The organism is Thiomicrospira sp. S5 (genome assembly GCF_003991075.1).
Taxonomy (GTDB): Bacteria; Pseudomonadota; Gammaproteobacteria; order Thiomicrospirales; family Thiomicrospiraceae; genus Hydrogenovibrio; species Hydrogenovibrio thermophilus.
This window is the reverse complement of record NZ_CP014470.1, coordinates 1,485,052-1,499,785: the sequence shown is the minus strand read 5'-3', so window position 1 is coordinate 1,499,785 and position 14,734 is coordinate 1,485,052. Positions and strand designations below refer to the sequence as shown.

Below are 14,734 nucleotides of genomic sequence, written 5' to 3'. Positions count from 1 at the left end.
AAAAAACCATGATAAACAATTTGCTTATCATGGCTTTTCTTCAAAAGGCCCTGCCGATCGGTTATCGACAGAACTTTTTCAGTTCCATGAAATCGGAAACCGAATTAACCCTTCACCGCAGCCGCGGCCGCAGCCACTTCATCCGCGAAGTTGGTTTCTTCAATCTCGATCCCTTCACCGACTTCCAAACGCACGAAGTTGGTAACAGAAGCGTCAGAGGCTTTCAATAGCTTCTCAACGGTTTGATCTGGGTCTTTAACAAACGCCTGACCCAACAAAGTGATCTCTTGAAGATACTTACGCATACGACCTTCGATCATTTTTTCAATAATCTCGGCTGGCTTACCGGAGTCCTGAGCTTGTTCGATTTGGAACTTACGCTCTTTTTCCAATACTTCCGCATCCACGTCGTCGGCTGAAATCGCCGCTGGCTTTGCAGCGGCGATGTGCATCGCCACGTCACGCGTCAAGGCGTCATCACCACCGTTCATCGCAACCACTACACCGATTTTCTCGCCGTGCTGGTATTGACCGATGGTACCGTTTGATTCAACCAACTCGATACGACGAACCGCCATGTTTTCACCGATTTTACCGATCATTTCACGACGTTTTTCGTCGATGGTTTGACCATTGGCCATTTTTTCACCCATCAACGCATCAATATCAACCTGACCAGTTGCCAAAACGATGGCTGCAATTTCATCCGCAAAGGTTTTGAACTCATCACCTTTCGCCACGAAGTCGGTTTCACAGTTCACTTCAACGATCGCTGCTTTTTTCTGATCATCGGAAACGGCAATCGCGATAACACCTTCAGCCGCTGTACGACCGGCTTTTTTATCCGCGCCAGCCATCCCTTTTTTGCGAAGAAACTCAACCGCTTCTTCCATATTGCCGTCGGTTTCACCCAACGCTTTTTTACAATCCATCATGCCTGCGCCAGTCATTTCACGCAGTTCTTTTACCATAGATGCAGTAACAGCCATTTTTTAGACCCCTAAAAATAAGTTGTAATCAATTTAAAAGGCCTGGAAAGAATGACCAGGCCTGGTAGTTTCTTGAACGCGAAGCGTCGGTTCGGTTCGATTAAGCTTCCGCTTGCTCTTCGACGAACTCGTCGCTTTCAGAAGCGGTTGTGATAGAGCCTTTCCCTTCAATAATGGCATCCGCCACTGAAGAAAGGTACAAAGATACGGCACGAACCGCATCATCATTACCCGGAATCACATAATCCAGACCGTTTGGATCGTTATTGGTATCAACAACACCGACAACTGGAATCCCTAGGTTTTTCGCTTCTTGGATAGCGATTTTTTCATTTCCGGTATCGATCACGAAAATCGCATCCGGCATGGCACGCATATCTTTGATACCACCCAAGGACAATTCCAGCTTGTCTTTTTGACGGGAGCGCATCAACGCTTCTTTTTTAGTGATTTTTTCAAAAGTACCGTCTTGTTCCTGGGTCTCAAGGTCTTTCAGGTTTTTGATGGATTGTTTGATGGTTTTAAAGTTGGTCAACATACCACCCAACCAACGGTGGTTCACGTAAGGCATTCCGCAACGCTTCGCTTCTTCCGCAACCAAATCGCCTGCCGCACGCTTCGTACCAACGAACAATACCGTTCCTTTGTTCGCTGCGATACCGCCTAGGAAGTTCAAAGCATCGTTGAACATCGGCAAGGTTTTTTCCAGGTTGATGATGTGAATCTTGTTGCGAGCACCGAAAATGTACTCACCCATTTTAGGGTTCCAATAACGTGTTTGGTGTCCGAAGTGAACACCCGCTTCCAACATTTGGCGCATAGTGACTTTAGCCATGATTTTTCTCCATTTTGGGTTAAGCCTCCGCCAGCCCAACAAACGAACTGTTTCGATTCGGCGTCATTTACGATAAAATCGCTCAAAACTCGGAAACAGCACCCCGTTTGATGTATCGGCAGGCGTGTGGATTTTCTGTTAAAATGCCTTTATTCGAAAAGGCGGCGCATTTATACCATGTGGCCGTTTTTTTTTCAAGATTTTTCAATCAAAAACAACTTAACTCTGGAAGCTCAATGGCCATCAAAATCAAAACCGAACAGGAACTCGAAAAACTGCGCGTCGCCGGAAAACTGGCCGCCGATGTACTTGTGATGATTGAACCCTATGTCAAACCCGGTGTTTCCACCGGCGAACTCAATGACATCATGGCCAAGTACATGACCGATGTTCAAGGAACGGTTTCCGCCACTCTGGGCTACCACGGCTTCCCGTCGGAAAGCTGCATCTCCGTCAACGACGTGGTTTGCCACGGCATTCCCGACCACGACAAAAAGCTGAAAAACGGCGATATCGTCAATATCGACGTCACCGTCATCAAAGACGGTTATTACGGTGACAACAGCATGATGTACGAAGTCGGCGAGGTCAAACCGTTCGCACACCGTTTGTGTCGCGTGGCCCATGAATGCATGTGGCTCGGCATTGAAGCCGTCAAACCGGGCGCCACCTTATACGATGTGGCCGAGGCCATTGAAACCCATGCCCACAACAATCATTTTTCCGTGGTCAAAGAATACTGCGGCCACGGCATCGGTTCCGAATTCCACGAAGAGCCTCAGGTCGTGCACTATACGCAGCCCGAACTGAAAGACATTGTCTTACAACCGGGCATGGTGTTCACCATCGAACCGATGATCAACCAAGGTAAAGCCAACGTTAAAACACTGGGGCCGAACAAAAAACACCCAGGCAATACCATTTTTCCGGTCAAAACGGCCGACCGAAAACTTTCCGCACAGTGGGAACACATGCTAGCCGTCACCGACGATGGTTACGAAATCATGACATTACGTCCCGGCGAAGAACCCGTCTTGCCTTAAACCGCCAGACACCTCACCGACTTTTCGAACCAAATTGAACGACCAGAAGGATTCCGCATGCCGAGTGACACGCCTGCCACCACGCCCGACAACAACGAAAGCTCGATTCCCAGCTTCATTTACCAGCTGACGCATGCGGAACGCAATCAATCCCTGAGTGCGGGAAAAGACTTGCTGAAAGAATTCAACGAACAGCAATTCACTAAATTTGATCAGGGACGCTCCATCGAAGCACTGATCAAAGAACGCACCTCCTTCATCGACCAGTTACTGAAAAAAATCTGGCAGCATTTTTTTCCGAAGGACGGCGACCACCGGCTGACCTTGATTGCCGTCGGCGGCTATGGCCGTGGTGAGCTACAACCCTACTCCGATATCGACCTGTTGATTCTCGGCGAATCTTACGAAGCCCACCAACAAACCATCATCGAATTCATCACCTATTTATGGGACTTGGGGTTTGAAGTCGGCCACGCAGTGCGCAATCTGGAAGAATGCATCGAATCCGGGAAGGAAAACGTCTCCACCGCCACCAACCTACTCGAAGCACGCTGGTTATCGGGGGATTACGAACAGTTCTCAGCCCTGCAAAACCTCTTCAACCTCAAAACCTTCTGGCCCAGCCAAGAGTTTTTCGAAGCCAAGCTGGAAGAGCAAGCACGCCGCCATAAACGCTATCACAACACCCTGTACCAGCTGGAACCCAACATCAAAGAAAGTCCCGGCGGCTTGCGCGACATCCAAACCATTCTCTGGGTGGCTAAACGTCACTTCGGCGCCAGCTCCCTGCAGGAACTGATGCAACACAACTTCATCACCCTGCACGAATTTCAGGAAATTCAAGCGGCTTACCTCTACCTCAACCGCATTCGCTTTGCCCTGCACCGTTTGAAAAAACGTCATGAAGACCGTTTACTGTTCGACAACCAGCAACAACTCGCGGAAAAACTGTACCCCAATCTGTCCAGCGACGACAGCGTCAAGGCGGTCGAAGCTTTCATGAAACCCTATTATCAGAACGTGCATATTGTGGCACGTCTGAATGAAATCCTGTTACAGCATTTTAAAGAAGAAATTTTCCGCACCAGTGAAGACCACATCGAGCAGATCAACCCACGTTTCCGTATCGTCAACAACTACCTTGATGTCACCAAAACCAATTTGTTCGAAAAAAACCCAACGGCACTGCTGGAAATTTTCATCATCATCGAAAACTACCAACATCTGATTCAGGGAATTCGTTCGCGCACCATCCGCTTGATTCGCAACAACCTGCACTTGATCGACGACCAGTTCCGCTCCGACCCGATCAACAAGGCGTTATTCATTGAAATTTTCCGCCAACCGAAAGGCGTCAATGCCGCACTCAAACGCATGTATGCTTATGGCATTTTGAGCGCTTACTTGCCGAGTTTCAAAAAAATTTCCGGCTTAATGCAGTTTAATATCTTTCACGCCTATACTGTTGATGAACATACCATTTTAGTTATCCGAAACCTGCGACGTTTCTTCATCAACCAGTACGCCTACGAGTTCCCGACGGCGCACCAAATCGCCAAACAATTGTGCAAACCGGAGATTCTCTTACTGGCCGGTTTATTCCACGACATTGCCAAAGGCCGTAACGGCGCACACGAAAAGCTCGGTGCCATTGATGCCAAAGAATTCAGCTTCAAACACAACCTGAACAAAAACGATACCGAACTCCTCAGCTGGCTGGTATTGCGCCACTTGGATTTCTCCTACGTTGCCCAGAAAAAAGATTTGTCCGACCCGGAAGTCATCGCTCAGTTCGCCGAAAAGGTCGGCACACAGGAACGCCTGGACTATCTCTACCTGCTAACGTTGGCGGATGTGCGCTCCACCTCGGATGATGTTTGGAACGACTGGAAAAACCAACTTTTCCTACAGCTTTACCACAACACCACCCAGGCATTGGACGCCACGTCGACCTTGCCGAGAGACCGTGCCAAACAAGCGATTTTCAATAAAGAAAAAGCCAGCGAATTTTTGAAGAGCAAAGGCCTGACACCACCGGAATTCCAAACCTTCTGGCAGTCGTTTGAACAAACCGATTTTTTCAACCGCCAAAGCCCCGGCGAAATCGCGCGCATCACCGAAGCGTTGCACGATGAAAGCGAAGATGAAATCAACGTACACCTGCAACCGACAACGTCTCGCGGCGCCACCGAATTGATTATTTACATGCACGACCGTGATTACCTCTTCGCGCAATTCACCCAGATTCTTGACAAACTCGGCCTGAACATCGTGGAAGCGAAAATCTACTCCGGCTCCGACAACATGACGCTGGTGATTATCTATCTGCTTAACCACGAAAGCCTGTCGATTACCGACGACATGATTCTGGCGGAAATCGAGGACACGCTGAAATACCAATTATTCCTGAAAGCGGACAGCACCCCGCAGCCGCAGCCGGAACCCAGACGGACGCGAGCTTTCCACACGCCGACCGAAATTCAATTCCAAGAGTTGAATGAAGAGCTCACGGAACTGAGCATCACCACTAAAGACATCCCCGGCCTGCTGGCCCGCATCGGCCAAGCCTTCAAAAGCTGCCAGATTCGCGTACACGACGCCAAAATCAATACGGTAGGTGAAAAGGCGGAAGACGTCTTTATGATCAGTTCAACCAGCAACCACTCGATTCATTCCCATCATACGCAGGAAGCGTTAAAGGCCGCCCTACTGGATAATATCGAACCTTAGAATATTCGGCATCCTTACTTCCGGCCAGGCCTGGCAAATTTCCATATTGACCAGGCCTGGCGCTTTTACACATTCGAACTGACTTCAAACAATTCAAACGCATTATCATCCAAATCCTTGACAAACAAGGCTTTTCGACCGGAACGACTCCGTGTATACGTCAAACCATGTTGTTGCAAATGCGCTTCATAATCGGCAATCGAATCCACTCGGAGTGCAAAGTGAAAATCCCGCCCGCCATGTTCAGGCCGTTCAGACCCACTACTCGGGTTCGGTAATTGCATAATATGCAGGCTTTGGCCATTGAATAAATCCAACCAATAGCCCGGAAAACCCAAATCCGGCTTTTCCAGAACCGACAAACCCAACAACCCCTGGTAAAAATTCAAACTGGCCTCCGCATCCGAAACCAGGATACTGACGTGATCCAACCCAATGACTCTGGCCATCTTTTTCTCCTATCTTTTTTTCAAAGGCCCATAAAAAACCCAGCGCAAAGGCTGGGTTCATTGTATTCAAACAACTGAAGGCGTTGTTATGAATTTGTCATCAGTCGTTACTGTGAAGCGCTTCGTTCAAACCGCCCCAAACCGTACCGTCCGTCATAATTGCCTGCACCTGACCGGTTTGACTATGACGACGGAACAACAGCTTGGATTGACCGGACAAATCACGGGCCGACACAATCGAACCGTCCGGCATCTTAACCTTGGTGCCAGCCGTCAAGTACAGGCCGGACTCAATAATGCAATCATCGCCCAAAGAAATCCCCAAACCGGCATTCGCACCCAGCAGGTTACGTTGCCCCATGGAAATGACTTGTTTACCGCCACCGGACAGTGTACCCATAATTGAAGCACCACCACCGATATCGGTGTTTTCACCTACAATCACACCGGCACTGATACGGCCTTCCACCATGGAGTTACCCAGAGTGCCGGCATTAAAGTTACAGAAGCCTTCATGCATAATGGTGGTGCCCGGTGCCAGATGCGCACCCAAACGAACACGGTCCGCATCCCCGATACGTACCCCTTCCGGAATCACGTAATCCACCATACGCGGGAACTTGTCAATCGAAGTGATTGTCAATTGAATCGGCTCGTCGGCAATCGCTTCACGTAGATTCTCCACCTCGGAAGGCAACACCGGTCCGGCACTGGTCCAAGCCACATTGGTCAACAGACCGAAGACGCCGTCCAAATTGATGTCATGCGGCTTATAAGCGCATTCCGACAACAAATGCAGACGCAAATACGCGTCTTCCGCTGACGTCGGTGCATCGTCCACCGAAGCGATCTCGACCGTCACAAAATCGCTTTTAATGATGCCGGCTTTCAACGCCAGACAATTACGCGCGATTTCTTTGTTTGAACGTGGAAACCATACATCTAAAGTTGCACCCGTTTTCGCATCGCTATAACGATGGCCGATTCGTTTGATAGTCATAACACTCTTCTCTTAACATTCAAAATCAAAAACGCAAAGTATACCTTTTCTGACCAAAACAGAGAAGCCGTTCTGTCCGAGAAAGGCATCATCTTCCCCTTCAAACCACCTTAAAATGCTTTAAAATAACGGATTGACTCAAATCGAACCTTGGAAAGAGCAGCATGAAACCCATCACGTTATACGGCATTCCCAATTGCGACACGGTACGAAAAGCCCGTAAATTTCTCGACACGCAACAGGTGGATTATCAATTTCACGACTTCCGTAAGAACCCTCTTACGCTGGACACCCTTCAACATTGGCTGGCACAACAACCGATTGATGTTATCGTCAATAAACGCAGCACCGGTTGGAAACAGCTGAACGACGAACAAAAACAACAGTTGATGGCCGGCGACAACCTGGAATTGCTCGCCGAAATTCCAACACTGATCAAACGCCCGGTACTGCAAACCGAAACCGCTCTGTTGTTTGGCTTTAAAGAAGCCGACTATCAACAGGCACTGTAAGCGTTGATTGTCAGAACAATCAAGTCTTCTAAAACCACTGCCGAACACCTAAAATGAACGGTAAAAAAACCGATAATAACCAAACTTGCGACCGATAATATGACCGAAACCATTCAACTCGCCCGACAATTGATTCAAATCGAATCCGTCACCCCGGACGATAACGGCTGCCAACAAGTGATTGCCGATTACCTTCGTCCTCTGGGATTTCAGATCGAACCCATGCCGTTTGGCGACGTGAGTAATTTGTGGGCCAGACGCGGTGAAACCGGCCCGTTCATCGTATTTGCCGGCCACACCGATGTCGTCCCCACTGGCCCAGCCGACCAATGGCAATATCCACCATTTTCTGCGCACATCGATGACAAAGGTCAGTTATACGGACGCGGTTCGGCCGACATGAAAAGCAGCATCGCCTGCTTCATGGTCGCCACCAAGCGTTTTGTGGCAAAACATCCCGATGCCAAGGGCTCCATTGGTTTCCTGATTACCAGTGATGAAGAAGGTCCGGCGGTGGACGGCACCGTTAAAGTCGTGGAAGCACTGGAAGTACGTGGCGAAAAATACGATTACTGCCTGGTGGGCGAGCCATCCAGTAGCCAACAACTGGGCGACTCCATCAAAAACGGTCGTCGGGGATCGCTCAGCGGTCGCTTGACCGTCAAAGGCATTCAAGGTCACATTGCCTATCCTGAATTGGCTGAAAACCCGATTCATACGCTGGCCCCGGCACTGAAAACCCTCACCGAAACGGTTTGGGACACCGGTAACGAATATTTTCCGCCGACCTCTTTTCAAGTCTCCAACATCCATGCCGGTACCGGTGCCACCAATGTCATTCCCGGCGACTGCGTGGTGGATTTCAACTTCCGCTTCTCCACCGAACAGACACCGGACAGCTTAAAACAAGCGGTGCACGCAATTTTGGATGGCTGCGAATTTCATTATGATTTACAATGGAATTTATCCGGACTGCCGTTTATTACACCGGCGGAAGGTAAGTTGATTCAAGCCGTTTCCAAAGCCATCAAGCAGGAAACCGGTTTGCAAACCCAACTTTCCACTGGCGGCGGAACATCGGATGGTCGGTTCATTGCCCAAACCGGCGCACAAGTCATCGAACTGGGCCCATTGAACGCCACCATCCATAAAATTGATGAACACGTGAGTGTGGACGACTTGAATCAATTGACGGATATTTACGAACAAACCTTGATTAACCTATTGGTGGACTGATGTTATCGATACTGCTGCAAATCCTGGCTCTGGTCATTTTCATCGCACTGATCTGGCCCTATGCCAAGCAGGAAAACTGGAAAGAAAAATTCATCGACAACAAACAAGCCCGTTCGATTCTCATCGTTTTTGTACTGATACTCTTGTTCACATTCGGACTGTCACTACTCTTCGAGAACTTTTACCCGATTGAACGACTTGACCGATAATGTTAAAAAGTAAAACAACAACAAGAAAAAACGTTTAGGAGCCAAACCATGCCGAAACCAGCCGAAACCCAATTGATTGCCGAATCTGTACTCGGTGCCGACTTGACCCAAGCAGACTGCGAAGCCTTGTCCGAAATCGTGAAGCAACGCGTCCTGTCCAAAGGCGAAATCCTGTTTGAACCGGAGACACTGGACGGCAATCTGTATATTCTGGTGGACGGTAAGCTGGAAATCCAAAAAGTCATCAGCCCGGAAAAGACCATTCACATCAATACCTTGAAAAAAGGAGCCTTGATTGGCGAGCTAAGCTTCTTGGATGGCATTGCCCACACCATGCGTCTGCAAGCTCAGAACGACGTTACGGTATTGATTCTACACCGTGATGAATTTGAAGCATTGGTCGAAAAAAATCCAAAGCTGATGTTCAATGTCATGCGCTCCATTCTGCGCTTTTCCCATCACCTGCAACGTCGGATGCTACAGGAAAATCTGGAAATGCAAAAACACATTCAAAGCAGTTACATGGCGCAATACTGAACCGCATCCCAACGGTTTTAAATAGCATCCACAAAAAAGCGGGCTTTTGCCCGCTTTTTTTATATTCATTTTTATATTCAATCGTCGTCCATCACGAACAAATTACGTCACACTCTCAACGAATACGATAAACACCAGAACCGGTGCCACGAATTTCACCAGAACACCGTAAAGATTCGACCATTTCGGCGGCATCCCGGACTCCCCATCACGCTGTTGTTGTGTCCAGACCCAGCCGACAAACAAGGCCGTGAACATTCCGCCCAATGGCAGCATGACATTCGACGTGAGGAAATCCATGGTACCGAAGAAGGTCTTGTCCTGCAAAAAGTGGACGTTTTTCCAAAGGTTGAACGACAACACACTGCCCAACCCCAACGTCCAGGAAAACAACCCCAGCGTCCAGGCCGCTTTTCGACGCGTAAAGCCCCAGTTCTGTTCCAACCAACTGATGGCCGGTTCAATCATGGAAATCGCCGAACTCAGGGCGGCAAATACCACCATGCCGAAGAATAAGGTACCGAAAAACCAGCCACCGGTCATTTGCCCGAACGCAATCGGTAAGGTCTGGAACAACAATCCCGGGCCGGAACCCGCTTCCAGGCCATTTCCGAATACAATTGAAAAAATCACCAGGCCTGCAATCAAGGCAATAATCGTATCCGCCGCCACGATCCACAAACTGGCGCGCACAATGGAGTAATCTTTCGGCATATAGGAGCCATAAACCATCATGGTACCGAAACCGAGACTCAGCGTGAAAAACGCATGCCCCAAGGCAATCAACACCGAATCGGTCGTCAAAGCGGAAAAGTTGGGTTTGAACAGGAATTCAAAACTCTGCCCCAAAGCACCGGTGGTAGTGGCATAACCGAGCAAGACCAGCAAAATAATCAACAGCCCCGGCATCATGATATTGATAGCGCGTTCAATCCCGCTGCGCACCCCTTTCACCACGATGAGAATCGTTAGCAGCATCACTACCGAATGCCAAAAGGTCAAGCCGGATGGGCTGGCGACAAAATCATCAAAGTGCTGCTGAGCCTGATCCGCGTTCATGCCGCTGAAGACACCAAACAGACTGTCCACGAAATAAGCGATGCCCCAACCGGCAATGACCGAATAAAACGTCAGAATCAATAAACCGCCCATCACCGCATTGAACCCCAGCAGCACCCACAGTTTGCTGGAACCGGTTTCACGTACGATATTGGCGATGGCTTGCGGCGGACTGGCCTTACCGGCTCGCCCCAGTGTGATTTCAGCGATGAGAATCGGCAGACCGATGAGCAGAATACAGAGCAGATAAACAATGACAAACGCACCACCACCGTTTTCGCCGGTGATGTAAGGAAACTTCCAAAGATTCCCGAGGCCAACTGCCGAACCGATTGCCGCTAAAATGAAAATCGTTTGGGACGTCCAAGCCTGAGTTGAAAGTTTCAACTGCGCCATAAATATTCCTTTATAATAACCACACTCTTTGTTACAAAATTATAGCAGATATGCATATTCACGCGAATTATTCCCTAAAAAACCGGAATACGTTCAAAATCGACATCAAAACGCAGTATTTTGTCGAAATAAGCAAACAGTCTGACATCCCGATTTTGCGCTCCGACATGAAACTGTCGGCCATTCCGTGGGTGATCATGGGCGGTGGCAGCAATATCCTGTTTACGCAGGATTTGGAGAAGGTCATCGTCACCTGTCAGTACGATAAAATTCGCGTCATGAAAGAAGACGAAGACAGCATTTGGCTGTCGGTCGGTGCCGGCATGCCTTGGCACGATTTTGTAAAATACACGGTCGAACACGGTTATTGGGGCTTGGAGAACCTCGCCTTGATTCCGGGAACCGTCGGGGCCGCACCGGTTCAGAACATCGGCGCTTACGGTGCCGAAGCGCGCGATACCATCACCCGAGTGCAAACCCTCAACCTCTTCACCGGCGAACGTCGCGAATTCCGTAACAGTGATTGCCGCTTCGGTTACCGCACCAGCATTTTCAAGGAAGAACACGAAAACCGTTTGCTGGTCCACCGCGTGACGTTCCGTTTGAAAAAGCTCGAATCCGGGCAACCCAACCTGGTGTACGAACCGCTCAAAGAAGCCATCTTGTCTCATTACCCCGGTAAAGAAGGCTTAACCCCGCAGGACATTTTCGATGCCGTCGTCACCATCCGCCAGCAAAAGATTCCCGACCCGCGCATTTACGGCAATGCCGGCAGTTTTTTCAAGAACCCTTTGATCACCGAAGAATATTTCAACGAACTCACTGCCACTCACGGCGACATTCCACACCACAAAACCATTACCAATGAATATAAGATCCCGGCAGCTTGGCTGATTGAGCAATCCGGCTGGAAAGGTCGTAAACTGCGAAATGCAGCGGTTTCGGAAAAACATGCTTTGGTTCTGGTAAACCTGGGCGATGCCAGAGGTTGCGACATCGTCCGCTTGGCGGAATGCATTCAAGAAGACATTGACCACAAATTCGGTATCCATCTGGAAAAAGAAGTCATTGTCATGAAATAAGGGCGCTGTTGCGCCCTTATTTTGTCTAGCCCGTCGGCCTGAAACCAAACGTTATTTGTTTGTCGGGATTTCCGCCAGGCCTGGCGATTCCAGCTTCACGCTGTCTTCCACATACAAAGTACGGGTCGGGAAGGCCATTTCCGCGCCATGACTGGCCACCACATCGGCAACCTTCAACAATACATCTTCCTGGATCTCTTGATAACGTACCCATACGGTCGTTTTCGTAAAGGTGTAAATCATAATATCCAAAGTGGAATTGTTGTAGGCCACAAAGTTCACAAAAGTGGTCTGATTCTGATCAATTTCCGGGTGATTTTTCAGCATTTCTTTAATACCTGACGTCACCGCGGCCATTTTATCAATATCGCAATACCGCAACCCAATGACCTGTTTGATTCGGCGATTCGTCATACGCGACGGATTTTCGATGGAAATGGTCGAAAAGATACCATTGGGAATGTACAGCGGACGCTTGTCGAACGTTCGCACCACAGTCAAACGCCAGCCGATGCTTTCCACCGTACCTTCGATTTCTTTATCCGGTGAACGAATCCAATCTCCGGTACTGAAAGGTTTATCCCAATACAGCATCAAGCCACCCAACACATTACCAATGACGTCTTTGGCGGCAAAACCGACCGCCATGGCGCCCACACCGCCGAAGGCGATCAAACCGGCCAGGTTCACACCCATCTCACTCAACACAAACAGCCCTGTCACCACGAACACCGTGAGCTTGAACACCTTGGCACCCGCTTCGACCGTCACCGAATCCCAGCGTGAGTCCTTCCGCTCCAAGCGTTTGAGGTGAATTTCAATGTGCCGCACCCAGCGCACCGAGAACCAAGCCACGGCAATCACACCGAGGGTGGACTTAAATTCTGTAATATAAGGCTTGAGTTCGAGCAACACCCTGAAATGGTTCATCATGGTGATGATGGCCAGTGTCAAACCGGACAACCAGATATAAAATGAAACCGGTGCTTTCAAAGACTTGGTAATGCTGCCCACAAAACGTTTTTTGTGCTTATCTAAATAATAATCCACCCCACCGATGGCAATTCTAAACACCACATCCACCACCAAGGTGATGGCAAAGACAATCAGTAACAACAGCAACCAGATTTGCCCGCCGAACAATTCGGCCAGATAACGCCAAGCTTCCGGAAAAACGTCGATTGTACTGGTGAAAGTGTTTTTCGCGAAGTCCTCGAACAGCGTCTCTTCATCTTGATTCAGCGCTTTTTCGATTCCCGAATTCACAAAAGGGCCGCCAAGCGACAGCAACGTTTCGTTCAAAAAACCGATAATGGACATGAGGATATTCATACTGTAAAGTCCTGCTGATTTTCTTCATTCATAAAATGCTCGATACGTGCCGACGCCGACTGCCATAACGGATTTGTCAGCAACTGATGCTGCTGCAGTTTACCTTTGCCGTGCAAACGAATCAAACGGGCATGGGAAACCGGACCGGTATCCCAAGCCACTTCCGTCAAAACCTGATCGGCCGAAACCGGGTCATTACACACCAACACCAAATCACAGCCCGCTTCCAAAGCCGCTCGCACTCGGGTAGGCGCATCACCAAATTCGGTGGCGGCATGCATCGACATGTCATCACTGATAATGGCGCCTTCAAAGTGGCACTGGCGTCGCAGCACATCTTGTAACCAGGTTTTGGAAAACCCAGCCGGTAAATCATCGACTTTCGGGTAACGCACATGCGCCGGCATCACCGCATCCACACCATATTCAATCAGTTTTAAGAACGGCTGAATATCGGTTTGCAGAATGGTATTGAAATCGCGTTCGTCGACTGCAACTTCCAAATGGGTATCAGCTTGAATGTAACCGTGCCCGGGGAAATGTTTGGCCACCGAGGCCATCCCGGCTTTTTTCATACCGGAAACCAGATGCTGCGCCAGCTTCCCCACCACCAAAGGATCGGCATCAAAGGCTCGGTCACCGATGACGCGACTGTCACCGTAATCCAAATCCACCACCGGCGCAAAACTGAAATCGATACCCACGGCCAGTAATTCCGCTGCCATCAGCCAACCGACACTCTCGGCCAACTCCTGTGCCTGCTTTGGATGTTGATGATACAAGTCTCCAATCAACCCCATCGGTGGCAACCGTGTAAAACCATCTCGAAAGCGCTGAACGCGTCCACCTTCATGATCGACACCAATCAACAGTTTCGGGTGACGTAACTGATGAATCTCCCGAGTCAGAGCCATCAATTGTTCCACCGATTCAAAGTTTCGGCTGAACAGAATCACCCCACCGACCAACGGGTCCATCAAGCGTTCACGCTCGTGCGGCTGCATCTGCGTGCCTTCCAAGTCGACCATTACACAGCCCAACGGCATGGACTCACCAAACAATTTTTCCATATGCTTCCGTGTTTACCTAAATACCTGCCACGATTATAACCGTTTCACGTCAAAATGCAGTCTCCCAGCCATTGAAAATCCTGGACGAAACTTGAACGCCGGTACCAAACCATAAATTTTGGTTATTCTTGATTTAAAACAGCCTTTGTGACATTCGCTTCACATTTCCATATAAAGTTTATGCAAACTTCGTTATAATTTTCTGAAAAGCACTGCGAGCCGGTCACGTCAAATACATGAGAAAAAAGTAAAGAC

At 49.1% G+C, this 14,734-nt stretch carries 14 protein-coding genes; 7 read left to right on the top strand and 7 right to left on the bottom strand.

Annotation, left to right across the window (positions count from 1 at the left end):
* Window positions 1-104 precede the first annotated feature (104 nt).
* Both tsf and rpsB read right to left on the bottom strand, forming a co-directional pair.
* The gene (gene tsf / locus AYJ59_RS06845) at window positions 105-989 is read right to left on the bottom strand and encodes a translation elongation factor Ts (RefSeq protein ID WP_127119672.1); all 885 of its coding nucleotides are present in this window, start codon (window positions 987-989) and stop codon (window positions 105-107) included.
* Window positions 990-1,089: 100 nt separating this feature from the next.
* A complete protein-coding gene (gene rpsB / locus AYJ59_RS06840) occupies window positions 1,090-1,824 on the bottom strand; it encodes a 30S ribosomal protein S2 (protein ID WP_127119671.1) in 735 nt (244 codons plus the stop codon).
* 236 nt (window positions 1,825-2,060) lie between these two features.
* Here rpsB and map point away from each other — a divergent pair, with 236 nt between their 5' ends.
* Complete coding sequence (gene map / locus AYJ59_RS06835; protein ID WP_029938194.1) at window positions 2,061-2,867, top strand: type I methionyl aminopeptidase; 807 nt, start codon at window positions 2,061-2,063, stop codon at window positions 2,865-2,867.
* 57 nt (window positions 2,868-2,924) lie between these two features.
* Window positions 2,925-5,597 (top strand): [protein-PII] uridylyltransferase, encoded by a 2,673-nt coding sequence (gene glnD / locus AYJ59_RS06830; RefSeq protein WP_029938195.1) that lies wholly within the window; start codon window positions 2,925-2,927, stop codon window positions 5,595-5,597.
* 65 nt (window positions 5,598-5,662) lie between these two features.
* On the opposite strand, the gene AYJ59_RS06825 is transcribed toward glnD, so the two are convergent.
* Window positions 5,663-6,046 (bottom strand): VOC family protein, encoded by a 384-nt coding sequence (locus AYJ59_RS06825; RefSeq protein WP_127119670.1) that lies wholly within the window; start codon window positions 6,044-6,046, stop codon window positions 5,663-5,665.
* Between the two features lie 100 nt (window positions 6,047-6,146).
* Window positions 6,147-7,046, bottom strand: coding sequence for a DapH/DapD/GlmU-related protein (locus AYJ59_RS06820; protein WP_029938197.1), 900 nt, complete (start codon window positions 7,044-7,046; stop codon window positions 6,147-6,149).
* 164 nt (window positions 7,047-7,210) lie between these two features.
* On the opposite strand from AYJ59_RS06820, the gene AYJ59_RS06815 reads away from it, so the two are divergent.
* The 4 genes from AYJ59_RS06815 to AYJ59_RS06800 all read left to right on the top strand — a co-directional run bounded on the left by AYJ59_RS06815 (window position 7,211) and on the right by AYJ59_RS06800 (window position 9,540).
* Window positions 7,211-7,558: an arsenate reductase gene (locus AYJ59_RS06815; protein WP_127119669.1), complete on the top strand. Its 348-nt coding sequence runs from the start codon at window positions 7,211-7,213 to the stop codon at window positions 7,556-7,558.
* 99 nt (window positions 7,559-7,657) lie between these two features.
* Window positions 7,658-8,794: a succinyl-diaminopimelate desuccinylase gene (gene dapE / locus AYJ59_RS06810; protein ID WP_127119668.1), complete on the top strand. Its 1,137-nt coding sequence runs from the start codon at window positions 7,658-7,660 to the stop codon at window positions 8,792-8,794.
* On the top strand, window positions 8,794-9,003 hold the full coding sequence (locus AYJ59_RS06805) for a hypothetical protein (RefSeq protein WP_029938200.1): 210 nt from the start codon (window positions 8,794-8,796) through the stop codon (window positions 9,001-9,003). Before dapE ends, AYJ59_RS06805 begins: the two co-directional genes overlap by 1 nt.
* Before the next feature lie 48 nt (window positions 9,004-9,051).
* Window positions 9,052-9,540 carry a Crp/Fnr family transcriptional regulator gene (locus tag AYJ59_RS06800; RefSeq protein ID WP_029938201.1) on the top strand — a complete coding sequence of 163 codons (489 nt, stop codon included), beginning with the start codon at window positions 9,052-9,054 and terminating at the stop codon, window positions 9,538-9,540.
* Between the two features lie 102 nt (window positions 9,541-9,642).
* Here the strand turns inward: AYJ59_RS06800 and AYJ59_RS06795 are convergent, their stop codons facing one another.
* Entirely contained in the window at window positions 9,643-10,995 is a 1,353-nt protein-coding gene (locus tag AYJ59_RS06795; protein ID WP_127119667.1) for a sodium-dependent transporter, read from the bottom strand.
* Between the two features lie 50 nt (window positions 10,996-11,045).
* Here AYJ59_RS06795 and murB point away from each other — a divergent pair, with 50 nt between their 5' ends.
* Window positions 11,046-12,077, top strand: a complete 1,032-nt coding sequence (gene murB / locus AYJ59_RS06790; protein ID WP_127119666.1) for a UDP-N-acetylmuramate dehydrogenase — start codon at window positions 11,046-11,048, stop codon at window positions 12,075-12,077.
* Window positions 12,078-12,128: 51 nt separating this feature from the next.
* On the opposite strand, the gene AYJ59_RS06785 is transcribed toward murB, so the two are convergent.
* Window positions 12,129-13,409 (bottom strand): mechanosensitive ion channel family protein, encoded by a 1,281-nt coding sequence (locus tag AYJ59_RS06785; protein WP_237260279.1) that lies wholly within the window; start codon window positions 13,407-13,409, stop codon window positions 12,129-12,131.
* Window positions 13,406-14,479 carry a beta-N-acetylhexosaminidase gene (gene nagZ, locus AYJ59_RS06780; protein ID WP_127119665.1) on the bottom strand — a complete coding sequence of 358 codons (1,074 nt, stop codon included), beginning with the start codon at window positions 14,477-14,479 and terminating at the stop codon, window positions 13,406-13,408. The genes AYJ59_RS06785 and nagZ overlap by 4 nt, the downstream gene beginning before the upstream one ends.
* Window positions 14,480-14,734 lie beyond the last annotated feature (255 nt).

Bases quoted from the DNA above. Each gene is read 5' to 3' on its own strand.
- tsf (WP_127119672.1), bottom strand. From the start codon at position 989: ATGGCTGTTACTGCATCTATGGTAAAAGAACTGCGTGAAATGACTGGC.
- rpsB (WP_127119671.1), bottom strand. From the start codon at position 1,824: ATGGCTAAAGTCACTATGCGCCAAATGTTGGAAGCGGGTGTTCACTTC.
- map (WP_029938194.1), top strand. From the start codon at position 2,061: ATGGCCATCAAAATCAAAACCGAACAGGAACTCGAAAAACTGCGCGTC.
- glnD (WP_029938195.1), top strand. From the start codon at position 2,925: ATGCCGAGTGACACGCCTGCCACCACGCCCGACAACAACGAAAGCTCG.
- AYJ59_RS06825 (WP_127119670.1), bottom strand. From the start codon at position 6,046: ATGGCCAGAGTCATTGGGTTGGATCACGTCAGTATCCTGGTTTCGGAT.
- AYJ59_RS06820 (WP_029938197.1), bottom strand. From the start codon at position 7,046: ATGACTATCAAACGAATCGGCCATCGTTATAGCGATGCGAAAACGGGT.
- AYJ59_RS06815 (WP_127119669.1), top strand. From the start codon at position 7,211: ATGAAACCCATCACGTTATACGGCATTCCCAATTGCGACACGGTACGA.
- dapE (WP_127119668.1), top strand. From the start codon at position 7,658: ATGACCGAAACCATTCAACTCGCCCGACAATTGATTCAAATCGAATCC.
- AYJ59_RS06805 (WP_029938200.1), top strand. From the start codon at position 8,794: ATGTTATCGATACTGCTGCAAATCCTGGCTCTGGTCATTTTCATCGCA.
- AYJ59_RS06800 (WP_029938201.1), top strand. From the start codon at position 9,052: ATGCCGAAACCAGCCGAAACCCAATTGATTGCCGAATCTGTACTCGGT.
- AYJ59_RS06795 (WP_127119667.1), bottom strand. From the start codon at position 10,995: ATGGCGCAGTTGAAACTTTCAACTCAGGCTTGGACGTCCCAAACGATT.
- murB (WP_127119666.1), top strand. From the start codon at position 11,046: ATGCATATTCACGCGAATTATTCCCTAAAAAACCGGAATACGTTCAAA.
- AYJ59_RS06785 (WP_237260279.1), bottom strand. From the start codon at position 13,409: ATGAATATCCTCATGTCCATTATCGGTTTTTTGAACGAAACGTTGCTG.
- nagZ (WP_127119665.1), bottom strand. From the start codon at position 14,479: ATGGAAAAATTGTTTGGTGAGTCCATGCCGTTGGGCTGTGTAATGGTC.